Origin of the sequence: Pseudomonas sp. 32_A, from assembly GCF_017490905.1 — a bacterium.
In the GTDB taxonomy this organism is placed as follows: Bacteria; Pseudomonadota; Gammaproteobacteria; order Pseudomonadales; family Pseudomonadaceae; genus Aquipseudomonas; species Aquipseudomonas inefficax.
Genome location: NZ_JAFGYI010000042.1, coordinates 12,898 through 34,036, shown reverse-complemented (window position 1 = coordinate 34,036; position 21,139 = coordinate 12,898). Strand labels below are relative to the sequence as shown.

General features: G+C 63.0%; 22 protein-coding genes and 1 pseudogene. 14 read left to right on the top strand and 9 right to left on the bottom strand.

Annotation, left to right across the window (positions count from 1 at the left end):
* Positions 1-80 precede the first annotated feature (80 nt).
* The 3 genes from J5M58_RS21390 to J5M58_RS21380 all read left to right on the top strand — a co-directional run bounded on the left by J5M58_RS21390 (position 81) and on the right by J5M58_RS21380 (position 2,750).
* A complete protein-coding gene (locus J5M58_RS21390; protein WP_207879513.1) occupies positions 81-1,067 on the top strand; it encodes a zinc-binding dehydrogenase in 987 nt (328 codons plus the stop codon).
* 106 nt (positions 1,068-1,173) lie between these two features.
* Positions 1,174-1,716, top strand: coding sequence for a WYL domain-containing protein (locus tag J5M58_RS21385; RefSeq protein ID WP_112252255.1), 543 nt, complete (start codon positions 1,174-1,176; stop codon positions 1,714-1,716).
* A gap of 98 nt (positions 1,717-1,814) precedes the next feature.
* Entirely contained in the window at positions 1,815-2,750 is a 936-nt protein-coding gene (locus J5M58_RS21380; RefSeq protein WP_133971488.1) for a cyclase family protein, read from the top strand.
* Between the two features lie 156 nt (positions 2,751-2,906).
* Here the strand turns inward: J5M58_RS21380 and J5M58_RS21375 are convergent, their stop codons facing one another.
* From J5M58_RS21375 to J5M58_RS21365, 3 genes are read right to left on the bottom strand one after another with little or no spacing between them, the layout of a single operon-like run.
* On the bottom strand, positions 2,907-3,683 hold the full coding sequence (locus J5M58_RS21375; protein ID WP_207879511.1) for an SDR family oxidoreductase: 777 nt from the start codon (positions 3,681-3,683) through the stop codon (positions 2,907-2,909).
* Between the two features lie 33 nt (positions 3,684-3,716).
* The gene (locus tag J5M58_RS21370; RefSeq protein WP_013972037.1) at positions 3,717-4,031 is read right to left on the bottom strand and encodes an NIPSNAP family protein; all 315 of its coding nucleotides are present in this window, start codon (positions 4,029-4,031) and stop codon (positions 3,717-3,719) included.
* A gap of 20 nt (positions 4,032-4,051) precedes the next feature.
* The gene (locus J5M58_RS21365) at positions 4,052-5,215 is read right to left on the bottom strand and encodes an iron-containing alcohol dehydrogenase (RefSeq protein ID WP_207879509.1); all 1,164 of its coding nucleotides are present in this window, start codon (positions 5,213-5,215) and stop codon (positions 4,052-4,054) included.
* A 266-nt stretch (positions 5,216-5,481) separates the two neighbouring features.
* Between J5M58_RS21365 and J5M58_RS21360 the strand changes: the two genes are divergently transcribed.
* Positions 5,482-6,786: an MFS transporter gene (locus J5M58_RS21360; RefSeq protein ID WP_013972035.1), complete on the top strand. Its 1,305-nt coding sequence runs from the start codon at positions 5,482-5,484 to the stop codon at positions 6,784-6,786.
* 473 nt (positions 6,787-7,259) lie between these two features.
* Here J5M58_RS21360 and J5M58_RS21355 read toward each other — a convergent pair whose 3' ends face one another.
* The 3 genes from J5M58_RS21355 to J5M58_RS21345 form a co-directional block, all read right to left on the bottom strand.
* On the bottom strand, positions 7,260-8,180 hold the full coding sequence (locus tag J5M58_RS21355; protein ID WP_207879507.1) for a LysR family transcriptional regulator: 921 nt from the start codon (positions 8,178-8,180) through the stop codon (positions 7,260-7,262).
* Between the two features lie 111 nt (positions 8,181-8,291).
* Complete coding sequence (locus J5M58_RS21350; RefSeq protein WP_207879505.1) at positions 8,292-9,014, bottom strand: hypothetical protein; 723 nt, start codon at positions 9,012-9,014, stop codon at positions 8,292-8,294.
* A 79-nt stretch (positions 9,015-9,093) separates the two neighbouring features.
* The gene (locus J5M58_RS21345; protein ID WP_207879503.1) at positions 9,094-9,396 is read right to left on the bottom strand and encodes a DUF3077 domain-containing protein; all 303 of its coding nucleotides are present in this window, start codon (positions 9,394-9,396) and stop codon (positions 9,094-9,096) included.
* Positions 9,397-9,593: 197 nt separating this feature from the next.
* Between J5M58_RS21345 and J5M58_RS21340 the strand changes: the two genes are divergently transcribed.
* Entirely contained in the window at positions 9,594-10,217 is a 624-nt protein-coding gene (locus J5M58_RS21340) for a glutathione S-transferase family protein (RefSeq protein ID WP_207879501.1), read from the top strand.
* A 152-nt stretch (positions 10,218-10,369) separates the two neighbouring features.
* Here the strand turns inward: J5M58_RS21340 and J5M58_RS21335 are convergent, their stop codons facing one another.
* Positions 10,370-11,545, bottom strand: coding sequence for an MFS transporter (locus J5M58_RS21335; RefSeq protein WP_207879499.1), 1,176 nt, complete (start codon positions 11,543-11,545; stop codon positions 10,370-10,372).
* A 94-nt stretch (positions 11,546-11,639) separates the two neighbouring features.
* Here J5M58_RS21335 and J5M58_RS21330 point away from each other — a divergent pair, with 94 nt between their 5' ends.
* The 3 genes from J5M58_RS21330 (at position 11,640) to J5M58_RS21320 (ending at position 14,277) form a co-directional block, all read left to right on the top strand.
* A complete protein-coding gene (locus J5M58_RS21330; RefSeq protein ID WP_112252266.1) occupies positions 11,640-12,554 on the top strand; it encodes a LysR family transcriptional regulator in 915 nt (304 codons plus the stop codon).
* Between the two features lie 214 nt (positions 12,555-12,768).
* Positions 12,769-13,260: a DUF1543 domain-containing protein gene (locus J5M58_RS21325; RefSeq protein WP_013972028.1), complete on the top strand. Its 492-nt coding sequence runs from the start codon at positions 12,769-12,771 to the stop codon at positions 13,258-13,260.
* Between the two features lie 84 nt (positions 13,261-13,344).
* The gene (locus J5M58_RS21320; RefSeq protein ID WP_112252267.1) at positions 13,345-14,277 is read left to right on the top strand and encodes a 5'-nucleotidase; all 933 of its coding nucleotides are present in this window, start codon (positions 13,345-13,347) and stop codon (positions 14,275-14,277) included.
* Between the two features lie 265 nt (positions 14,278-14,542).
* On the opposite strand, the pseudogene J5M58_RS21315 reads toward J5M58_RS21320, so the two are convergent.
* Positions 14,543-14,827 (bottom strand): annotated as a pseudogene (locus J5M58_RS21315) (phosphohydrolase); the annotation flags it as partial.
* Between J5M58_RS21315 and J5M58_RS28020 the strand changes: the two are divergent.
* The 6 genes from J5M58_RS28020 (at position 14,824) to J5M58_RS28470 (ending at position 19,731) form a co-directional block, all read left to right on the top strand.
* Positions 14,824-14,964 carry a hypothetical protein gene (locus J5M58_RS28020; RefSeq protein WP_243432443.1) on the top strand — a complete coding sequence of 47 codons (141 nt, stop codon included), beginning with the start codon at positions 14,824-14,826 and terminating at the stop codon, positions 14,962-14,964. The pseudogene J5M58_RS21315 and the gene J5M58_RS28020 overlap by 4 nt on opposite strands.
* Before the next feature lie 7 nt (positions 14,965-14,971).
* On the top strand, positions 14,972-15,166 hold the full coding sequence (locus tag J5M58_RS28015) for a helix-turn-helix domain-containing protein (RefSeq protein ID WP_243432442.1): 195 nt from the start codon (positions 14,972-14,974) through the stop codon (positions 15,164-15,166).
* Positions 15,167-15,549: 383 nt separating this feature from the next.
* A complete protein-coding gene (locus J5M58_RS21305; RefSeq protein WP_112252283.1) occupies positions 15,550-16,569 on the top strand; it encodes a YafY family protein in 1,020 nt (339 codons plus the stop codon).
* A gap of 104 nt (positions 16,570-16,673) precedes the next feature.
* A complete protein-coding gene (locus J5M58_RS21300; RefSeq protein ID WP_112252268.1) occupies positions 16,674-17,774 on the top strand; it encodes a chemotaxis protein in 1,101 nt (366 codons plus the stop codon).
* Between the two features lie 62 nt (positions 17,775-17,836).
* On the top strand, positions 17,837-19,459 hold the full coding sequence (locus J5M58_RS21295; RefSeq protein WP_112252269.1) for a hypothetical protein: 1,623 nt from the start codon (positions 17,837-17,839) through the stop codon (positions 19,457-19,459).
* A 2-nt stretch (positions 19,460-19,461) separates the two neighbouring features.
* Entirely contained in the window at positions 19,462-19,731 is a 270-nt protein-coding gene (locus J5M58_RS28470; RefSeq protein ID WP_353844723.1) for a YkgJ family cysteine cluster protein, read from the top strand.
* A gap of 9 nt (positions 19,732-19,740) precedes the next feature.
* On the opposite strand, the gene J5M58_RS21290 is transcribed toward J5M58_RS28470, so the two are convergent.
* Positions 19,741-20,934: an ATP-binding protein gene (locus J5M58_RS21290; protein ID WP_207879497.1), complete on the bottom strand. Its 1,194-nt coding sequence runs from the start codon at positions 20,932-20,934 to the stop codon at positions 19,741-19,743.
* Between the last annotated feature and the right edge of the window lie 205 nt (positions 20,935-21,139).

Below are 21,139 nucleotides of genomic sequence, written 5' to 3'. Positions count from 1 at the left end.
CCTTGCCCTCACCGCACCTGTTTCTCCCGCCCGATCCCCGCTAGCCTGCCGCCCACACCCGTCTCGAAAGGACCCGCACCATGCCAACCGATCATCAAGCCTGGGCCTGGACCCCGAACGCCGGCCTCGACGGCCTGCAACTGCTGCGTAAACCCCTGCCAAAACCCGGCCACGGTGAGGTGCTGGTGGCCAACCGCGCCATTGCCCTCAACCCGGTGGACTGGAAGATCTGCGAGTGGGGCCACCCGGCCTGGCAGCAGGGCACGGTCCCGGGCGTGGATGGCGCCGGCGTGGTAGTCGCCGTTGGCGCAGGCGTCGACATGCCTTTGGGCAGCCGCGTTGCCTACCACCAATCGCTGGCGCGTGACGGCAGTTTTGCCGAGCACTGCCTGCTCGATGCAAGCCTGGTGATGCATGTCCCAAGCGCCCTCAGCGACACTGCCGCGGCCGCCGTGCCCTGCCCCGCCCTGACCGCCTGGCAGGCCCTGGCCAAAGTACCCGAGGGTGCCAGCCGCGACGTGCTGGTGATCGGCGCCGGTGGCGCGGTGGGCTTCTACCTCGCGCAACTGGCCGCGCAACGTGGCCTGCGCGTATGGGCCAGTGCCGGCCAACGCCACCACGCCACGCTCAAGGCCCTCGGAGTGAGCGGGGTGTTCGATTACCACGACGCTGACGGGCAGAACCAACTGCAGGCCGCCTTGGGCGAGCGCCCGCTGCATGCCCTGTTCGACACCGTCAGCGGCCCCCATGCAGGCAGCCTTGCCCACCTGCTCGGCTACAACGGCCACCTGGTGTGCATTCAGGACCGCCAGGAAACAGCGCCGACGCCCGCCTTCAGCACAGCGATCTCGCTGCATGAAGTGGCGCTCAACAGCATTCATGCCCACGGCCGGTTGGCAGATCGCCAAGCCCTGCGCGTGGCCGGTGAACGACTGCTGCAGGCCGTCGCCGATGGCAGCCTGATCACGCCACAGCGCCGCGAGTTCGCCTTCTCGACACTGCCACAGGCTCTACGGCAGCTGAAAGAGGGCCAAGGCTCAGGCAAATGGGTGACGCGCCTCGGCTGAACGCCGCGCGCGAAACTTGGATCCCATTCTGCTACAAGGTATGCTGGGCAATAGCTAAACGCCACCACCCAGGCAGGCTTCGTGCCTGCCTTCAAGGACGAGCCCTTTGCCCAGCAACCCTACCCGCCACACCATTGCTCGCCAGTGGCAGCTGCTCAAGCTGCTGCCCGGCCGCCACCCGGGGATGAGTTCCACCCAGTTGCAGGCCGCCCTGGCAACCGTGGGCCATATCACCAGCAAACGCACCGTCGAGCGCGACCTGATCGAACTCGCAGCGCTGTTCCCGCTGCAGTGCAACAGCAAAGGCATGCCCTACGGCTGGTATTGGCAACCGGGCCTTGGCCCAGGCGAAGTGCAGCAGTTGCAGCCCGATGCGCTCACACCCCCGCAACCCATCGAGTTGCACGCCTGGGTCGATGATGCGCTGGCCCGGCGCCTGGATGCGTCGCCACTGTCTGCAGATATGCAACTGACGCTGCTAGCGGACGGCGGCGCCACCTTGGTCGCAACCGTCGACGACAACCGTGCGCTGATGGGCTGGCTGCTGTCCCAGGCCGGCTCGATCCGTGTGCAGGCACCGCAGGCACTGCGCCAGGCCATGCTCGAGCAGTTGCGCCAGAGCCTGGCGCTGCACGAGGGAGGTTGTTGACCGGCAAGCAAAAGTCATTGTCCCCCGGGCCGCTTTTTCCCATGGGTGGCCTTGCGCAGAATCTGCTCCTGACAACGCCTCACTATCAGGAGTACCCGATGAAACGCTTCAAGCCCCTGCTGCTCGCCGTCGCCCTGGCGACCACTGCCCAGGCCACTCTGGCCGCCGACTGGCAGACCTCGCCCTACGGCAAGCAGGATGAAATCGGTGCCGCCAACCTGCTCACCCCCGAAGTGGTCAAGCAGGCGGTCGGCCTGGTCAAGACCGGCAAGACCTACCCGCTGGCCGTACCGGTGAGCAAAGACCTGCCAGCCTTCCGCCACCGCAGCTTCCACCTCTACAACATCCAGCCTGGCGAGCAGGCCGGCCAGACCCTGGGCCGTAACAAGTTCAGCTTCAACGATGAACTGGTCAACGGCTGGACCGGCGTCGGCACCCAGCTCAACGGCATCGGCCACATCGGTATCGACAACGTCTACTACAACGGCAACAAGGCCGCCGACTTCGTCACCGTCGAAGGCGTGACCAAGCTGGGTGTGGAAAAGGTACCGCCCATGGTCACCCGCGGCGTGGTGCTGGACATGACCGCTCATTACGGCAAGACCATCGTGCCCGGTGGCACCTCGTTCACCGTCGACGACATCAAGGCTGTGCTGAAGAAAGAAGGCATTACCCTGCGCAAGGGTGACGTGGTGCTGTTCAACACCGGTTGGCTGGAACTGATCGGCAAGGACAACCAGCAATTCCTCGCCACCGAACCGGGCATCGACCTGCCGGCGGCCGAGTGGCTGGCGGACCAGGGCATTGTCGCCTTTGGTGGCGATACCTGGGCGTCGGAGGTGTACCCGAACCCGACCGGCGAAGAATTCCCGGTCAATCAGTTCATGCTGGCCAAGCGCGGCATCTACAACCTGGAGCTGATCGACACCCGCGCGCTGGTGAAGGACAAGGCGTTCGAGTTCCTGTTCGTGCTGGGCCAGCCGCTGTACAAGGGCTCGACCCAGGTGAACATCAACCCTGTAGCGATTCACTGATCGCCGCGCCTGAAGGATGACACGGTACCTGTGGAAGCGGGTTTACCCGCGAACACCGGCGAAGCTGGTGCCATACACCGTGTCGCCTTCTTCGCGGGTGAACCCGCTCCCACAGGGGGCTGCGTTTTTTTTCGAATGACAGTTCAGTCAGGCGATTCAGAAGGTACCGGGGAACGCCCCACCATCGATCAACAGGTTCTGCCCGGTGATGTACCCGGCATGCGCACTGCACAAGAACGCGCAGTAAGTACCGAACTCATCGGCACTGCCAAAGCGCGCCGCCGGGATGGCCTTGCGCCGCGCCTGGGCGGTTGCTTGCACATCGCCACCTGCCGCCTTCAAGGTCTTTTGCAGGCGCGCCGTGTCGAACGCCCCAGGCAGCAGGTTATTCAGCGTCACGTTGCTGCCCGCCAGGCGCTGCTGACGGGCCAGGCCGGCGATGAAGCCGGTCAGGCCACTGCGTGCACCATTGGACAAGCCAAGAATATCGATCGGCGCCTTCACCGCGCCGGAGGTGATGTTCACCACCCGGCCGAACCCGCGCTCGGCCATGCCATCGACCACCGCCTTGATCAGCTCGATGGGGGTAAGCATGTTGGCGTCCAGTGCCTTCAGCCAGTCTTCGCGGCCCCAGTCGCGGAAGTCGCCCGGAGGCGGGCCGCCGGCATTGTTGACCAGGATATCCACCTGCGGGCAGGCTGCCAGCAGCGCCTGGCGCACTTCGGCGTCAGCGACATCACCGGCCACGGTGCGCACTTCGATGCCCGGGCAGGCCGCGCGCAACTCGGCGGCAGTCTGCTCCAGGGTGGCCTGGGTGCGGGCATTGATGACCAGGTTGACGCCCTCTTTGCCCAGCGCCTCGGCGCAGCCTTTGCCCAGGCCCTGGCTGGCCGCGCAGACGATGGCCCAGCGGCCGGTAATGCCTAGATCCATTGGGTTGCTCCTTGATGCAATGCAGTTACAGGGTCACTGGATCGGCGAAAACGCGGCAGGCATCAACAGCTTCGATTCCATCCGCACCAGCATCGGGAAGGCTACGGGGATGAAGCGCTCCAGCCAGTCCGCATCACGGTACAGGGCCGCGCGGCGCTCGATGCGGTCGTCAAGGCTCTCGTAGGCCCAGATGTGCACCACCTGGTTCAGTTCGCCAATCTCGGTGTACCACCAGCCCACCAGCTTGGCGTAGCGCGAGATCACCGGCAAGCCTTCCTTTTCGAAGTGCTCCAGGTATTGCTTCATCTTGCCGATGTGCAGGGTGTAGGTACGCATTTCATAGAACATGGTCGTGGTTCCGTTTAGGTTCAGAGGTTGCCGTGGTAGGCGTCGGTGATCAGGCGCTCGACATCACGTGCAGTGGTCAGGCGTGGGTTGACCAGCACGTTGCCGCTGCGCATCGAGTCGCTGACCATCTGCGGCAGGAACTCCAGGTCCACACCCAGTTCACGAATGGTGGCGGGGATGCCGATGGCCTGGTTCAGGGCCACCACCGCATCTACCGTGCGCGCCGCAGCCTGCTCCACGCCGAGCCCGGTCACATCGGCGCCAAGGGCAATGGCGATGTCGCGGAAGCGCTCCGGGCAGGCTGGCAGGTTGAACTTGATCACGTAAGGCAGCAGGGCCGCGTTGGCGATGCCATGGGGGATGTTGAACACCCCGCCGAAGGTGTGGGAAATGGCATGCACGTTGCCCAGCTTGGATTGCGAGAACGCCACCCCGGCCAGGAACGAGCCCAGCAGCATCTGCTCGCGGGCCGCCATGTCGGTGCCGACGAAGTAGGTTTTTTCCAGGCTGCCGGCAATCATCCGAATGGCTTGCAGGGCCATGGCCTGGCTGATCGGGTTGGCCTGGCGCGACACATACGACTCGATGGCGTGGGTCAGGGCATCCATGCCGGTGGCGGCGGTGATGGCCGCAGGCAGCTTCAGGGTCAGTGCCGGGTCGAGGACGGCCAGGCGCGGGAACAGCCGCGGGCTGACGATCACCGTCTTGAACAGCGTGCGCTTGTTGGTGAACACGGTCGACGCCGTGCATTCGCTGCCAGTACCCGAGGTGGTCGGGATGGCGAAGATCGGCAGCGGTGGCTGGGTCAGTTTGTCGTAGCCCTCATAGTCGAGGATGTTGCCAGGGTTGGTGGCCATCGCCGCCACGCCCTTGGCGGTGTCGATGCTGCTGCCGCCGCCCACGCCGATCACGGCGGTGCAGTTGCGCTCTTTCAACAGCGCCACGGCAGCATCGAGCACGTCGGTGCTGGGGTTGGCTTCAACGGCGCTGAACAGCTGGTAGTCGATGCCCGCCTGCTCCAGCGAGGCGAAGAAACCGGCCAGGATGCCTGCGTCGATCAGGCCCTGGTCGGTGACCACAAGCAGGGTGCCGTCCACGTGCGGCTTGAGCAGCGCACCGGCCTGGTCGGCCAGGCCCGCGCCACATTTGGCAATGGTGGGGAAATGGAACTGGAATTGGCTCATGAGGGGTCCTCAGGCAACTGCGTTGTTCTTGTTGTGCCCACCGTGACGCTGGCGGGCCGTGCCGGGGCAATCTAGAGCGCGGGCCAGGGCCGCAGATAATGAAAAGAGCTGATCCGCCAATAACCGCTGCTTATCCCCTGGCTGGGTAATAAGCTGGCGTTATTGGCGGATCAGCTCTTTTCATTACCCGCACTGCTGGCAGCGCTCCAACAATCGGCCTGCGTAGTTGCTACGCCTCCCGATAATCACAACAACGAGCTCCTGCGATGAAGACCATCCCCTCCCCGGCCGACCTGGCGCTGCCCGCTGCGGCCCCGATGACCACGGTGCGCTGGCGCATCTTCCTGATCCTGTTGCTGCTGACCGCAATCAACTACATCGACCGCGCCTCGCTGTCGGTAGCGCTGCCGCTGATTGCCCCCGAGTTCAACCTGACGCCGGCCATGGAAGGGCTGATGCTCAGTGCATTCTTCTGGTCGTATGCCTTGATGCAGATCCCTGGCGGCATGCTGCTGGACCGCTTCCACACCCGCGGCATCATTGGCGCGGCAACCGTGGCCTGGGGCCTGTTCCAGGCACTGGGTGCGGCCTCGCACAACTGGCTGGTACTGCTGCTGACACGCATCGGCCTGGGTGTAGCCGAATCGCCGATCATGCCCGCTGGGGCCAAGCTCAATGGTGCCTGGCTGACGCCCAACGAACGTGGCCGTGGCGCGGTGCTGGTGGATGGCGGTGCGCCGCTGGGCAGCGCCCTGGGGGCGATTCTGATTTCCGGGCTGATTGCCTGGCTGGGCTCGTGGCGGTTGGCCTTCGTGGTGGCCGGGGTCGGCACCGTGCTGGCCGGCATCCTGGCGTGGAAGTACATCCGCAACCACCCCAGCGAGCACCCGGGGGTGAACGAGGCCGAACTGCGCCACATCACCGAAGGCAACGCCAGCGCCCATGCCGCGGCAGCCAAGGCCAGCCTGCCGCTGCGCGAACTGCTCAAGGACCGTTCGATCTTTGCCATGTTCGCCGGCTACAGCTGCATCCTGGCGGTGTTCTACGGCCTGCTGACCTGGATGCCGAGCTACCTGCACAAGGCGCATGGCCTGAACATCTCGGCCATGGGCGGGGCGACCTTCCTGATCTTCATGTGCGGGTTTGTCGGCGAGTTGATCGGCGGCTGGATCGGTGACCGCTGGCGGGCCAGTGGTGCCTCGCCGAACCTGGTGATGCGCACCATGTTCAGCGGTTCGGCGCTGGTGGCGGCGCTGTGCATCCTGGCGGCAGCCTATGTGGGCGAAACCGTCGCGGTGATCAGCCTGCTGTGCGTGGCGATGTTCTTCATCCGCTGGTGCGGGATGTACTGGTGCCTGCCGGCGATCATTGGTGGGCCGTCGCGCACCGGCGTGCTGGGTGGCACCATGAACTTCTGCGGCAACATGGCCGGAGTGCTGGTGCCGATCGTGATCGGGCTGATCGTGCAGTTCACCGGCGATTACTTCTTCGCGCTGATTTTCTTCGTGGTAGCGGCGGTGTTGATTGCGGTGTTTTCCAGCTTGATCGATTACCGCGAGCGGCAGTTCTGAGATCGAGATTGCGAGATTCCTGGGGGCTTTGGCCGCGAACACCGGCAGAGCCGGTGCCATCCACCGCGTCGCCTGCTTCGCGGGTGAACCCGCTCCCACAGGTACAGCGCTGGCTTCGGGCTCACGCTGTACCTGTGGGAGCGGCCGTGGCCGCGAACACCGGCGCAGCCGGTGCCATCCACCGCGTCGCCTGCTTCGCGGGCATGCCCGCTCCCACAGGTACGGCGCAGGCTTTCAGGCTCACGCTGTACCTGTGGGAGCGGCTTCAGCCGCGAACACCGGCGCAGCCGGTGCCATCCACCGCGTCGCCTGCTTCGCGGGCATGCCCGCCCCCACAGATACGGCGCAGGCTTTCGGGCTTACGCTGTACCTGTGGGAGCGGCCGTGGCCGCGAACACCGGCGCAGCCGGTGCCATCCACCGCGTCGTGTTCTTCGCGGGTAAACCCGCTCCCACAGGGGGCCGCAACAGGGCTCAACCGGCCGTAAGCTCCTCCACCAGCAACCGCGCCGCCGGCGACAGCGGCGCTGCTACCCGGTGCACGATCCCGAACGGCTCGCTCAGTGCCCGCAGCTTCACTGCCAGCGACACCAGCAACCCGCGCTGCTCGGCAAAGGCCGCCACCGCACTGGGGATCACCGCCACCAGTGCCGGGTCGTCTTCCAGCAACATGAATGTGGCGAAGGTAGAGAAGGTTTCCAGCGGATAGCGTGGCACCTCCACCCCCGCCTCGCTCAACTCACGCTCCAGCGCCTGGCGCATGGGCATGTTGGCCGGGTAGACAACCCAGCGGTACTGGCTCAGGTCGCCAACTTCCAGCGCCGCCGCCCCGGCCAGCGGGTGCTGCGGGTGCGCGACTACCGCCAGCGGCTCGTGGGCCAGTTCGACAAAGGCATAGTCCGCCGCGTTACGGCCCAGCCCTGGCCGGCAGATGGCCAGGTCCAGGCGACCTTCATCGAGCTGGGCCAGCAGGTTGGCACTGGTGTTCTCGGCAATTTCCACCGCCAGTTGCGGCTGCTTGCTGCGCAAACGCCCGAGGGCGCCGACCAGGGTCGGCATGGCCCCCATGATGCTGCCTACCGCCAGCCGTCCCCCCTGGCCCTGGACGATGCCAAGCACCTCTTCCCGCAAATGCCCCAGGTCGCTGTGGATCAACCGCGCATATCGCACCACGCAACGACCTGCGTCATTGGCCACCAGGCCGCTGGGCAGACGCTGGAACAGTGGCACACCCAGCACCTCCTCCACCTCGCGCAAGGCCTTGGTGGCTCCGGGCTGGGAAATTGCCATGGCCTCTGCCGCCTTGTGCAGGGAACCGCAGCGGTCCAGTTCGATGAGCAGGCGTAACTGACGCAGGCGCAGGCGGGAAAAAATGGAGTCCAGGGAGGGGATCATCGGGCAGGCTCGGCATGGGTCTTGTAATGCCGAGCACTATAGAGGGTTGTCAACGGGCGATTGTTGAGTTTGCGGCAAATGACTTTTGCCCTGAAGACACGCCCGGCAAGCTCACGCCACGCGGCGACGCGACAGGCAGGCATACCCCAGGCCCAGCACGCTGGCCGCCAATAGGCCCAGCAGTACCAACAGCTCGCGGCTGTAGCGCGCTACCCAGGCCGGGAAACCGATGACCTCGCGGGACACCTGTATGTCGGCATTGCCATCGGCGTGACTGATGCTGACCCCGCCCTGGCGGATCTGCGAATAGTCCGCGTCGAAATACACCCATACCTTGCATGTACCACCTGGCTCGATGACAGGGATATCCGCTTGCATGGTGGAGGTTTCCAGGATGGTGTCATTGCCAGCTGCATCACGCACCTGCACCAGGCCCTTCGCCGGCAGGCGGATTTTTACCTGGCGCACCTGCGCATCACCGCTGTTGCGCAGCTCGATGAGCAGACCGGTGCGGTGGTCGACCAACCCGGCCTCGAAGGGCTTGGCGAACAGTTGGGCATACGGCGCCTGGGCCGTTTCGATCAGCCGCTCGACCTGATCGTGGCTCAGCCTGCCCTCGCTGATTGAGTTGATACGCCCCTGCAACTGCTCGTACTTGAGCTGTTCGCTGGCCTTGCTGATGCGCTCGCTGAACTGGCTGGGATAGGTGAGGTAGGCATAGGTCAGCGATGCCTCCAGGCGCGGGTTGCCCCTGAGCACCCCATAGGCGGCCAGCAGGACCACCAGGCCAAGCAGCACGGCTACGAGGAGTTTCCCCACCTTGTCCCAGCTCAATGCGAACTTCCTTCTGTCGTGATACAGGCGATTCAAGCTGGCCAAGGGTGCCAAGTTCATGGTCCCCAGGCAAGCCTGACTAAGGCTCCTGCTCGCCTGCCCGCGCCTGGCGCAACTGTTGCAACTGGCCATCGATCAATGCCTTGGCCATGCCTGCCAGGTAGTACGTGGCCTGCATCATCGCCTTTCGGTCACCGGGCCGGTCGATGGCCTTGCGGGTGAGTTCGGTAATGCAGCCCATGATGCTCGAGGCCTCCATCAACGCGGTGCGCATCGTCAGCTGAGCGTTCATCTGCACCAGTTCGGTACCGCCGTTGCCAAAACGGCTTGCTGCGCTCACGACATTGAGTTTGCTGTTTTCTTTCGGAGTGTCTTTGTCCATGTCCATTCCTCGGGGTTACGAGCGTGCCGAGACTAGGGCGCTGCCTGCCCCGCCACAATAACCTTGGGGGTGGAAAGGCTTACTTTCGGAAATGGACTACAAGAACCCTACAAAGTGGATGCTCCGCCGCCACTCAGGCTCTTGACCGGCAACCGGCAGTGACGGACGATCAATCTCCCCCCACAAGGATGAACACCATGCTACGGATACTGGGCAGAGCCTCCTCCATCAATGTTCGAAAAGTCCTGTGGGCGTGCGCCGAGTTCGAGGTCGCGTTCGAGCGCGAAGACTGGGGGGCAGGCTTCAAGCCCACGGACAGCGCCGAATTCCTTGCGTTGAACCCCAACGCCATGATCCCGGTGATCCAGGATGGCGATTTCACCCTGTGGGAGTCCAACAGCATCATCCGCTACCTGGCCACGCGCTATGGTGCCACCGCGTTCTACCCGGGCGAGGCGCAGGCGCGGGCCAGGATCGACCAGTGGATCGACTGGCAGGCCTCGGACCTCAACCGGTCCTGGAGCTACGCGTTCATGTCGCTGGTCAAGCACTCGCCCGCCCACCAGGACCCACAGGCCCTGGCCGCCGGCTGCGCGGACTGGGCGCGCTACATGCACATTCTTGACCGCCAGCTGGCAAACACCGGTGCCTACGTGGCCGGCGGCCAGTTCACCCTGGCCGACATCCCCATTGGCCTGTCAGTCAACCGCTGGTTCGAAACGCCGTTCGAGCACCCGCACCTGCCGGCAGTGCGCGATTATTACGAGCGACTGAGCGAACGCCCGGCCTATCACCTGCATGGCCGTAACGGTACGCCGTGATGGCAACAGGTTAACGACCGGGGCAGGACTGTGGGGCTGCCTTGCAGCCCATCGCGACACAAGGCCGCTCCCACAGGATGGCGCTCGCTTGACTTGTGGGAGCGGCCTTGCGTCGCGAAAGGGGCGCAAAGCGCCCCCAGGATCTCAAGCCATTACACCGCTGCCCGATCCCCCAACACTACCGCCCGCCCACGCCAGGCAAACATCAATACCATCACCAAACCAACCGCCGCCATCGCCGCCCCCGCCAGGGAAACCGCCGAATACCCCAGCCCGGCATTGATCACCGCCCCGCCCAGTGCCGCACCAATCGCGTTACCCAGGTTGAACGCCCCGATGTTCACTGCCGACGCCAGGTTGGGCGCATCCTTGGCCGCCTCCATCACCCGCATCTGCAGCGGTGGCACCAGGGCAAAGCTGGCAACGCCCCACACCAGGATCGCCAGCGCAGTCGGCAGCGACCAGTCCATCACCAGCGGTAACACCAGCAATACCGCAATCAGCACGGCCAGCGCCAGCATCAGGGTACGGTCGATCGAGCGGTCGGCGGCCTTGCCACCCCACACGTTGCCCAGGGTCAGGCCGACACCGAACAACACCAGCATGGCCGTGACGAAGGTGGTTGACGCTGCCGCCTCGCTCTGCAGGATCGGCGCGATGTAGGTGAATACCGTGAACATCGCACTGGAGCCCACCACAGTCAGCAGCAACGCCGCCAGCACCGGCCCGCGGCCCAGCACACGGATTTCGGCCATGGCCCCGCCACCCTTGGGCGACGGCACATTGGGCAGCGCGTACCAGAGGGTGGTCATTGCCACCAGGCCGAGCCCGGCGATGCCCCAGAATGCCGTGCGCCAGCCCAGCATTTCACCGAACCACGTCGCCAGCGGCACACCGCCGATGGTGGCCAGGGTCAACCCCATGAACATGGCGGCCACGGCCCCGGCGCGCTTCTCGGGCGGCACCACGCTGGCCGCGACGATCGAGCCGATGCCGAAGAACGCACCGTGGTTCAGCGAGGTGACCACGCGGGCGACCAGCAGGCTGGCGTAGTCGCTGGCCAGGGCCGACATCAGGTTGCCGAGGGTGAAGATGGCCATCAGCCCAATCAGCAGGTAACGCCGCGGGATCTTCACCGTGGCCAGGGTCATCAACGGTGCACCGATCAGCACACCGATCGCATAGGCACTGACCAACAGCCCGGCTGCGGGGATGGAGACGCCAAGGTCGGTGGCGATGCTGGGCAACATGCCCATGGGGGCGAACTCGGTGACACCGATGCCGAAGGCACCGATGGCGAGTGCGACAAGAGGTGGATTGATACGCATGGCAAGCTCCTTATCTGTGCTGCAAATGCTACGATCCGAAGCTGAGCCGCACTAGACTGCATTTTTGCGAACCACCTTTGCTGAAGAGGCACAAATGGACTTCAGTGGAAGATCCGGGGAGATGGAAATATTCGCCAAGGTGGCGCAGGAGGGCAGCCTGTCCGCTGCCGCCCGGGCGCTGGGCCTGACGCCTTCGGCGGTAAGCCGCATCCTCGCGCGCACCGAACAGCGCCTGGGCACCCGCCTGCTGCTGCGCACCACCCGGGCGATCACCCTCACGCCCGAGGGTGAAGCGTACCTGCGCGGTGCACGGCGGGTGCTGGCCGACCTGCTCGAAGTGGAAGAGGCCATCACCGACCAGGGCGTGCCACGCGGGCGCTTGCGGGTCAGCGCAGCGCTGGGCCATGGTCGCCTGACCGTGGTGCCGTTGCTGGCAGCATTCAGTGCGCGCTACCCGCAGGTGCTGGTCGACCTTACCCTCAGTGACGAAGTGGCCGACATTCTCGGCGGCCAGGCCGATGTGGCACTGCGCTTCGGCCACCTGCCGGACAGTTCGTTGAGCGCCCGTGCCATTGGCGAAACCGGCCAGGTGATCGTCGCTTCGCCTGAGTACCTGGCGCGCTGCGGTACGCCGCTTGTGCCGGAGGACCTGGCTCGGCACAACTGCCTGCGCTTCAACTTCCGCCGCGCCGCGCCCGACTGGCCGTTCTGCCGCGACGGGCAGGGGTTTTCATTGAAGGTGACGGGCAATATCGAATGCAGCAGCGGCGAGGCTCTGGCGCAGTTGGCCAGGCTCGGCGCCGGCGTGGCGCGCATCGGTACCTTTACCGTGGCCGATGACCTGGCCAGCGGGCAGTTGGTGCCGTTGCTGGAGGTGTACAACCCCGGTGATCGCGAGCCGATCCATGCGGTGTTCGTCGGCGGCCCGGCGATGCCCGCGCGGGTGCGGGTGTTCGTGGATTTTCTGGTGGAGCAACTGTCAGGCCGGAGCTGTCGCGCAGAGAACTGAATTCGCAAACGGTACGCGGACCCTGTGGGAGCGGCTTTAGCCGCGAAGAATCCAACACAGTGCCTGGCACCGGCTGCGCCGGTGTTCGCGGCTAAAGCCGCTCCCACAGGGGCCCTGCTAATTCAATGAGTCCTGTGCAGTTCCATGAAAGCGGCATCCGCGAATCAGGCAGTACAATGCCGCATTCTTACGTTAGCCCCGCAAAGGACCACCCATGCTTTACGTCGTCATGCTCGGAGGCCGCCACCCCGGCGCCAAGATCGAAGTCCACGATGTGGTGTTCGCCCTGGCCGACACCTTCGAACAGGCCTACCCGCAGTTGCGCCAGGCCTGGTTCGGCAGCCCGAAAGGTTTGCACATCGATTCGTGGCTGGAAGTGCATGGTGTCGACGGCCAGCGCATCGAACTGCGCCCGCACGCCCCCGCCCCCGGTGCGCTGCGCCTGTACTTCATCAACCTCGGTGGTTATGAACGCGAAGTGTTCGGCGAGGCCCACCGCTACCTGCTGGTCACCGCCCACAGCAAGACCGAGGCCAAGGCCCTGGGCAAGCAACGCATGCAGGCGGACTGGCTGAAGCCGCATACCGATGCCTTGCTGGATGTCGACGATTGCCTGGCGATCGACCAGGTGGCAGGGCAGTTCGTGCACCTGGTCGAAGGGGCGCATGAGCCGCTGATGGTGCGTAGCGACTACATCCTCATCTGATGCCGATAGCGCGTGCTGGTACCGAAGGCTTTCGTCACAGCGCACGGGTACACTTGCCTTCAGCTCATGCTCAGGAGTTGCTTCATGCCCTACCCCATCGAACAGAAACTGGTCATCGGCGTTGCTTCGAGCGCGCTGTTCGACCTCACCGTCTCGGACGACATCTACCAGACCCAGGGCGTCGAGGCGTACCGGCAGCACCAGCAGCAGAACCTGGACGAACCCTTCCCCAAGGGTGTGGCGTTCCCGTTCATTCGCCGCTTCCTGAGCATCAACCAGGCCTTCCCCGAGCAGTTGCCGGTGGAGGTGGTGCTGCTGTCGCGCAACTCGCCGGAAACCGGCCTGCGGGTGTTTCGCTCGATCAGCCACTACCAGCTGGACATCACCCGCGCGGCGTTCATGTCGGGCCGCTCGCCCTACGAGTACATCCCGGCGTTCAATGCCTCGCTGTTCCTCAGCGCCAACGAGGAGGATGTGCAGAAAGCCATCGACGCCGACTACCCGGCCGGGCGGGTGCTGCCGACACGCATCTACGATGACGAGATCGATACCGAACTGCGGGTGGCCTTCGACTTTGACGGGGTGATTGCCGATGACGAGGCCGAGCGCGTGTACAAGCGCGACGACAACCTGAACGAGTTTCAGGAGCATGAGCGTGCGCGCAAAGGCATACCGCATTCGCCGGGCCCGTTGGCGGACCTGTACCGCAAGCTTTCGCTGATTCGCATGCTCGAGGACCGCAAGCTGGCCGAAGACCCGGCGTACAAGCGAATCTTGCGGATTGCCATCGTGACGGCGCGCAATGCCCCTTCGCATGAGCGGGTGGTGACGACGTTGAAGGACTGGGGCGTATCGCCGGACGAGTGTTTCTTTCTGGGCGGGATGGAAAAACCCAGGGTGCTGTCGATATTGAAGCCGCATGTGTTCTTTGATGACCAGCGCAGCCACCTGCAGTCGCCGGCGGGGGACTTGCCGATGGTGCATGTGCCGTTCGGGGTGGCGAATCGCGAGCGCTAGGCGACCGGGCTCTGTCTTGCCCGTCAGGTTGCCTCATTGCCTGTAGGAGCAACTGTCTTGGATATCTCTTCAAGCCAGCACTGGCCCTTGTAGGAGCGGCCTTGTGTCGCGATGGGCCGCGCAGCGGCCCCGGCAATCTATGCTGCGAAGCTGAAAACCTGGGGCCGCTTCGCGCCCCATCGCGACACAAGGCCGCTCTACAGGGATTCGCGCCAACTTTTAGAATTTGAGCAAGATAGCTGCTCCCATCCTGCGCCCGCTTTACTCAGCTCGCCCAGCAGGACTGCCGAATAACACTGCAGAAATTCCCCGGCCGGAATGCAGGCTCCTTGTCCGCGATCACATCCGCCTTTACGTTGCCAAACGTGGTCTGCGGCTTGTGCCGGATCCCGTCGTAAAACGACTGGATGATCGCCTCCTTGAACCGCTCCCCACGCGGGTGCGCCTGGACCACGGCATCCCGTGCGGCAATCCCGAGCCCTTCGTGGTGCAGCCCCAGCACATCGGTTTCCACCCCCGCCGTGACCAGAGCGATCAGCGGGTGCCGTGGCGCAGCCGCTGGCCGAGCGTTACCCGCGGGTGCAGGTGGATGCCGATGCCATTCAGGTGCATGACGGCAACCTGCGTACCGCTGCGGGGGTAACGGCCGGGCTGGACCTGGCGCTGGCCTTGGGTGTTTCAGGGTGATGTGGGGATGACCCCGGCGGCGTGGGTGGAGCTGGCACGGGTGAATGCCGCGCGGGCGCGGCTGGAGGCTGGGCGGGAGGCACCGAAGCAGGTGGCGGCGCTGTGCGGGTTTGCCAATCCGGATACGTTGCGGCGGGCGTTCGTGAAGCATGTGGGGGTTACGCCGGCAGAGTATCGCAAGCGGTTTGGGCGGTCGGGTTGAGGAGACCTTGATAAGCGTGGCGTTCACGCGTTGTGCAACGCCAATCAGCCCCCCAGCGACACAGGTTGTCGTCCTCCTGGCAAAAGCTACCCACACCAAGCCAGGAGGAAAACGAATATGAGAGACCTGTTTGCAGTCATCGGCTTTGCCGTGGTGGTGAAGAAGGGATACGAGTGGTATCGCGAGTACAGCGAGCTCAAACGCGAAAAAGCGCAACGGCAGTGAGCCCGCAAAGCCCGCGCAATACCAAGGCGATAAAAATTGGCGCGCAAAAGCGCCATTAAACCGCCATTACCACTAGCATATGGCCACCATTCACCGGTACGATCCGCACAGCTAGAAGTCGTGCCGGGCAGCCGGTGATCCAGAACAAGGTCGTTTTCATGTCACAAGCGAAGGACACGCTGCTCAGACTGTTTGCCTTGCTCCGTCTTATCCCGACAGAGCCGCAGCGCATTGCCACCCCCACGTTGCTGGAGAAACTTCGCGATCGCGGATTTTCGGTCACGCTGCGGTCCATTCAACGCGACCTGAATCGGTTGTCCATCCCCTTCTCCCTTGTGTGCGACGACAGCGAGATGCCTTTTCGCTGGAGCTTCACCCGTAACGCGCCCTTGCAACTGCAAGACATGGATGCACCTACGGCATTGGCGCTTTACCTGTCCGAAAACCATCTGCATGCCTTGTTGCCGCAAACAGTCCTGGACCAACTGGGCCCGCAGTTCCGCCGCGCCCGTAACTACCTGCATGGCGTAGGCACCAATAGCCTGGCCGATTGGGCGCGGCGCGTTCGTGCATTGCCCAACGGTAAAACCTTGATCCCGGCTGCGGTGTTGCCTGAAGTATGGGCACAGGTATCCAGCGCTTTGCTCGAGCGTCGGCAATTGCAGGTGAGCTATCGAAGCCGCAGCAAAGATGCCATCAAGCAATTTCGCCTGCATCCGGCCGGGCTGGTATCGCGCCATGCCATCAGCTACCTGGTTGCGACGGTTGATGACTACAGTGACCTGCGCCAGTTTGCATTGCATCGCATCCAGCAAATCGAAGTGCTCGGCGAAGCTGCCGAGTTGCACAGCAGCTTCGATGTCGATGACTACATCGCCAGCGGCGTATTCAACCTGCGCCAGTCCGACGCCCATGTAGAACTGATCGCCGATGTTCATCCGCAGATCGCCACCTTGTTGCACGAGACGCCCCTCAGCCACCAACAGGAATTGACAGACCTGCCTTCAGAGGACTGGAAGCGATTGCGTGCCACGGTACCACTGGACCGGGAGACGCTTTGGTGGATATTCGCGCTCAACGACAACATCCGCCTACATGCCCCACAGGTCTGGGTCGACGAGATCCGCCAGCGTTTGCGCTCGATGCAAGCGTTCTACCTGGAAGCTTGCCCCGCCTGACCTCAACCCTGCAGTACGTTGTGCCGATTTTCCGCTGCCTCCGCTCAATGTGAGCGCGAAAGCAAACCTAGACAGATATCGATATTCACCAAAAGGACATTGCCATGCCGCTTCCTCTAATCCTCGGCGCCGCCGCTCTGGTTACAGCTGCTTACGGAGCCAAGAAAGGCTACGACGGATACCAACGTCATTCGGAAGCCGACGAAATTGTCAAAGGCGCCCAAGAACGCTACGAGGCGAAGAAGGAAATCTTTGACGAGCAGGAAACCAAAACAACTTCCGCTCTCGAAGCTTTGGGGAAAAAGGAACTGGAGATCGGCCAGAGCTTTGCTGAATTCAAGGTACTGGCCGACAAACTGCTGGACCAGATGAACGCTGGCCGCCAGCACAAACTGGAAGTCAACATTCCCAAGCACAACCTGCAGAAGGTCGACAGCTACAGCTTCACTGCTGTTGGCGTGCTGGGTACCGTAGCAAGTGCAGGTACTGCAGGCGCTGCGGCGGGCTTCGCCGTCTATGGCGGGGTAATGGCCCTGGGTGCGGCTTCGACCGGCACCGCCATTTCGTCGCTGGCTGGTGTTGCTGCTACCAACGCCACCCTGGCGGCAATCGGTGGCGGCTCTCTGGCTACTGGTGGCCTGGGCATGGCAGGCGGTACCGCAATTCTGGGCGCCGCAGTGGCCGCCCCGGTTCTGGCGATTGCTGGCTGGGCTTACAACAGCCACGGCGAGGAAGCGCTGAAAAACGCCCGCAAAGCCGACCAGGACGTTACAGCGGCAGTCGGCAAGCTTGCCCGCGCCACCGAAATGCTCGGTGAAACAGAACACTACACCCGCAAGATCCGTCGTTCGCTGATGTCCATCTACGCCCAGTTCAATCAGTATTTCGACAGCCTGAAGGACATCGACAGCTTCCTGCAGGACCTCAAAGGCCGCAACGTCGATGCCAAGGCGGAACTGGCCAAGCACAACGAGTCGATCGTGCGCACCATCGAAAACGGCTACGCCCTGGCGGCCATTCTGGTGAACGTCATCACCACCCCGATCTTCAAGCTCAAGAAGGTCAACGGTCAGGTCGCCAAGGACAAAGATGGCGTTCCGACCATGGAACTGGACAACGACGGTTCGATGATCCTGAACGAGAGCGAACTCGACAAAGTGATGGTCAGCGCCAGCACTGAAGCAGAAAAGGTCGAAGCAGCCTGATGCCGTCCCGGGGAAGGCTCGCCTTCCCCTCCTCCCCCTTTTCGATTTTCATGGATCCGAACATGCACGCCGCAGCGCGAGACTATCCCTGGGCTGAAGAGCTCGAGAAAACCGTAGTCACCAGCCTGGCCACCAGTTTTGGCCTGGACTTTCTTTTGTTCCAGGACAAACACGGCGGCGAGGTGGACACCATCCACAATGCACGCAATGGCGTTTGGGCAACGGAGCAGGAAAAGCAACGCTTTGAAAAGCGCGGCGACTACAACCCGGATCCGTACCATCAGCACGAAAACTACATCGAGACAGGGCGCAGGGACAAAGCCACCCACCTGGCTGGCGAACTTCACGACCCTTACCGCAACACCACGTTGACTGCAGCCCAGAAGCGCAACCTTGATCACGTTATCAGTGCCAAGGAAATTCATGACGATGCCGGCCGCGTGCTGGCCGGGCTAGACGGTGTCGAGCTGGCGAACCAAAGCAGCAACCTGCAAACGACCCACGAGAGCATCAACAAGTCGAAAGGCCAGACGCCTATCAACGACTACCTCCGCGATTTGCCCGAGCTGATCGGCAGAAGCGAAACCAAACTGGCAAAGGACCGAGCACGCCTGGCTACCTTGCCGCGTGACACCCCCGAGCAACAGCACAACGCACGCGTGCTGGAAGATCAGATTCGCAAAGACGAAAACAAGATCGAAACGTTGAAGGCCATCGACCCCGATGAGATGCGTAAACGGGACGAGGCTGCCCGGGCGCCCTACAACGAACAGATCAACCGCGCCTACTACACCAGCAGCAAGTTCTGGAAGCAGAGCGCTTGCGCGTCGCTGGATGCAGGCCTGAAAATGGGTGCCCGCCAGATGCTTGGCCTGGTGCTGGCCGAAGTGTGGTTCGAATTGCGCGGGCAGGTGCCGGCGCTGCTTGAAAAACTCAAGCACAAGTTCGACTTCGAAACCTTCATCGACAGCGTCAACAGCACCTTGAAAGGCATCTGGACGCGCGTGCAAAAACGCTTCACGGACTTTCTCATCGGTTTCAAGGATGGTGTTTTCGCTGGCGTCATGGCCAGCGCGACCACCACGCTGTTCAATGTGTTCGCCACGACCAAGGTCATGGCAGTCAAGATCATCCGCGAGGTCTGGGGCCAGTTGGTCAAGGCCATCAAACTGATGATCTTCAACCCCGAACAACTGGGCTTCGTCGACCTCTGCAAGGCCGTTACCAGCTTGATGTCCCTCGGCGCCGCCACTGTGGTGGGCACCATGGTGCATGCCCAACTGCTGCCACTGTGCAGCTTCCCGTTCGGCGGTGAACTGGTGGCGTTTGCCAGCGCACTGGTCACCGGCGTGGTCACCCTGGGCCTGAACTACTTCCTGCTGCACAGCCCAGTGGCCCACAAGCTTTGGGCCTTCATCGAGTCGATCATGCCCCACGCCGGCGTGGTCAAGCACTTCGAGTCGGTAAACGCAGAGCTGGACCGTTACCTGACCGAGCTGGGCAAGCTTGAGTTCAACCTGGATGCTGATGAACTTGAAGCGTTTTCGCTGACACTGATAGCGTGCAACGATGAACTGCAGCGCGGCATGGTGCTGAAAGCAGAGGTCGCCAAGCGCAACATCGAGCTGCCGTTTGAAATGGGCAACAGTGCGAGCACTCGCGACTGGCTGGCCTCGCTGGTGTAAGGATGCAGCCGTTTCCGTGTAACCAGTGCGGCCTGTGCTGCCGAAACGTTCACCTGGCCGAGGAAACGCGCTTCCTCGACCGGGGGGACGGCACCTGTCGACATCATGACATGCCCGGCAGGCGCTGCACGATCTACAACGACAGGCCCGATATATGCCGGGTGGATCGGCAATATGAGCTGCACTACGCCAACCGGTATGGCTGGGATGAGTTTGTGAAGCTGAATGTTCAGGTATGCGAGGTGTTGCAAGAGCAGTCGCCACAAGGCTAGATCTGCTGCCTACGCCATCCGCCAATCATCGCCCGGCATGATGCGTCGCATGAACTCATCGAAGAGCGGTACCGTGAACGCCGTATCACCGTGGTTCGGGCTATAGATCATCCCTTTATCGATCAATGCACTACGCAACGGCGCGAGCGTGGAAACCTTCCGCTCCAGGCGCGCCGCAATATCCCCAGAGCGATGCGGACCAGCACCCAGATCCGCCATGCCACGCAGGTACTTCTTTTCCGCAAGCGTCAGGCGGTCAAAGCGCACCCGGAAGAAGCTCTCATCCAGTGTGGCAATCGCCTGCTCTGAAGCGGTCTCGACATCGGCGCTGGTGATGGGGCTCTGCGAGGCTACATCCCATGAATGCTTGCCCCACTCCTGCAGGAAGTAGGGATAGCCCTGTGAATGTGCCAGCACACTTCCCAGCGCCGCCTCTTCGAATTCCACGCCTTCATCTTCTGCAGGCCGTACTACCGCAAACCTTGCGGCCTCAGGAGCAAGCGGGCCGATCTCAGGGAAATCGAACAGTCGCTCCGCATAGGATTTCGCGTTACCACAACGGCCGCGCAATTGAGGCAGGCCAGCCCCAACCAGCGTGACAGGTAACTGGCCCTGGGCACAGCGATGCAAGGCTGTAATCAACGCGGCCAACTGATCTTCGGCAACGTACTGCAACTCGTCGATGAACATCACCAGCGCCGTGTCGGCGCGCTGTGCGGCCTTGCCGGCCTCCTCCAGCAAGGTCGCCAGGTCGCCTTCCAGGTCACCGTTATCAGCCAGGCCAGGTTCCGGCTCCAGGTCCAGGCCTACTTCTATGTCCGCGTAGGCAACCTTCAACGACTTTGCAAAACCGGCAAGGGCTCGCAACCCCCGTTGAGCCAGGTCCCGAGCCGCTTCCACCCGGCTCAGGCGAAGCAGCGCCAAGCGCAGTTGAGGCGCCAACAGTGCGGGTAGCGAACGGTTTTCCGGCGCCTCCATGCGTATGGCATGAACGCCCTCGGCCTCGGCTTCAATGCGCATTTTTTCGAGCAGTACAGTCTTGCCCACGCCGCGCAAGCCGACCATCAGCACGCTCTTCGCCGCCCGGCCCCGGCGAATGCGGGCGATTGCGATGCTTACTTGCTTGAGCAATGCGTCGCGACCAGCCAATGCCGGCGGCGGCGCGCCTGCTCCCGGGGAATAGGGATTAGCGATCGGGTCCATGACTTATACCGAGATTAAGAAAGTTATCGAATTTAGATAACTTAACTAATTTCACTTGATTCGGCAACGCAATGCAAGAGGGTGCACCCGAACCAGATTACCTGCGCACAGCGCATCGCTCACATCGCCCACTCTCTGATGGCGAGTTCTACTGGTGTTCTGGGGAGATACTCTTGCTCAAGGCGCCCACAGGAACCGTGCGCAT

Bases quoted from the DNA above. Each gene is read 5' to 3' on its own strand.
- J5M58_RS21390 (WP_207879513.1), top strand. From the start codon at position 81: ATGCCAACCGATCATCAAGCCTGGGCCTGGACCCCGAACGCCGGCCTC.
- J5M58_RS21380 (WP_133971488.1), top strand. From the start codon at position 1,815: ATGAAACGCTTCAAGCCCCTGCTGCTCGCCGTCGCCCTGGCGACCACT.
- J5M58_RS21375 (WP_207879511.1), bottom strand. From the start codon at position 3,683: ATGGATCTAGGCATTACCGGCCGCTGGGCCATCGTCTGCGCGGCCAGC.
- J5M58_RS21370 (WP_013972037.1), bottom strand. From the start codon at position 4,031: ATGTTCTATGAAATGCGTACCTACACCCTGCACATCGGCAAGATGAAG.
- J5M58_RS21365 (WP_207879509.1), bottom strand. From the start codon at position 5,215: ATGAGCCAATTCCAGTTCCATTTCCCCACCATTGCCAAATGTGGCGCG.
- J5M58_RS21360 (WP_013972035.1), top strand. From the start codon at position 5,482: ATGAAGACCATCCCCTCCCCGGCCGACCTGGCGCTGCCCGCTGCGGCC.
- J5M58_RS21355 (WP_207879507.1), bottom strand. From the start codon at position 8,180: ATGATCCCCTCCCTGGACTCCATTTTTTCCCGCCTGCGCCTGCGTCAG.
- J5M58_RS21345 (WP_207879503.1), bottom strand. From the start codon at position 9,396: ATGGACAAAGACACTCCGAAAGAAAACAGCAAACTCAATGTCGTGAGC.
- J5M58_RS21340 (WP_207879501.1), top strand. From the start codon at position 9,594: ATGCTACGGATACTGGGCAGAGCCTCCTCCATCAATGTTCGAAAAGTC.
- J5M58_RS21335 (WP_207879499.1), bottom strand. From the start codon at position 11,545: ATGCGTATCAATCCACCTCTTGTCGCACTCGCCATCGGTGCCTTCGGC.
- J5M58_RS21330 (WP_112252266.1), top strand. From the start codon at position 11,640: ATGGACTTCAGTGGAAGATCCGGGGAGATGGAAATATTCGCCAAGGTG.
- J5M58_RS21325 (WP_013972028.1), top strand. From the start codon at position 12,769: ATGCTTTACGTCGTCATGCTCGGAGGCCGCCACCCCGGCGCCAAGATC.
- J5M58_RS21320 (WP_112252267.1), top strand. From the start codon at position 13,345: ATGCCCTACCCCATCGAACAGAAACTGGTCATCGGCGTTGCTTCGAGC.
- J5M58_RS28015 (WP_243432442.1), top strand. From the start codon at position 14,972: ATGACCCCGGCGGCGTGGGTGGAGCTGGCACGGGTGAATGCCGCGCGG.
- J5M58_RS21305 (WP_112252283.1), top strand. From the start codon at position 15,550: ATGTCACAAGCGAAGGACACGCTGCTCAGACTGTTTGCCTTGCTCCGT.
- J5M58_RS21300 (WP_112252268.1), top strand. From the start codon at position 16,674: ATGCCGCTTCCTCTAATCCTCGGCGCCGCCGCTCTGGTTACAGCTGCT.
- J5M58_RS21295 (WP_112252269.1), top strand. From the start codon at position 17,837: ATGCACGCCGCAGCGCGAGACTATCCCTGGGCTGAAGAGCTCGAGAAA.
- J5M58_RS28470 (WP_353844723.1), top strand. From the start codon at position 19,462: ATGCAGCCGTTTCCGTGTAACCAGTGCGGCCTGTGCTGCCGAAACGTT.
- J5M58_RS21290 (WP_207879497.1), bottom strand. From the start codon at position 20,934: ATGGACCCGATCGCTAATCCCTATTCCCCGGGAGCAGGCGCGCCGCCG.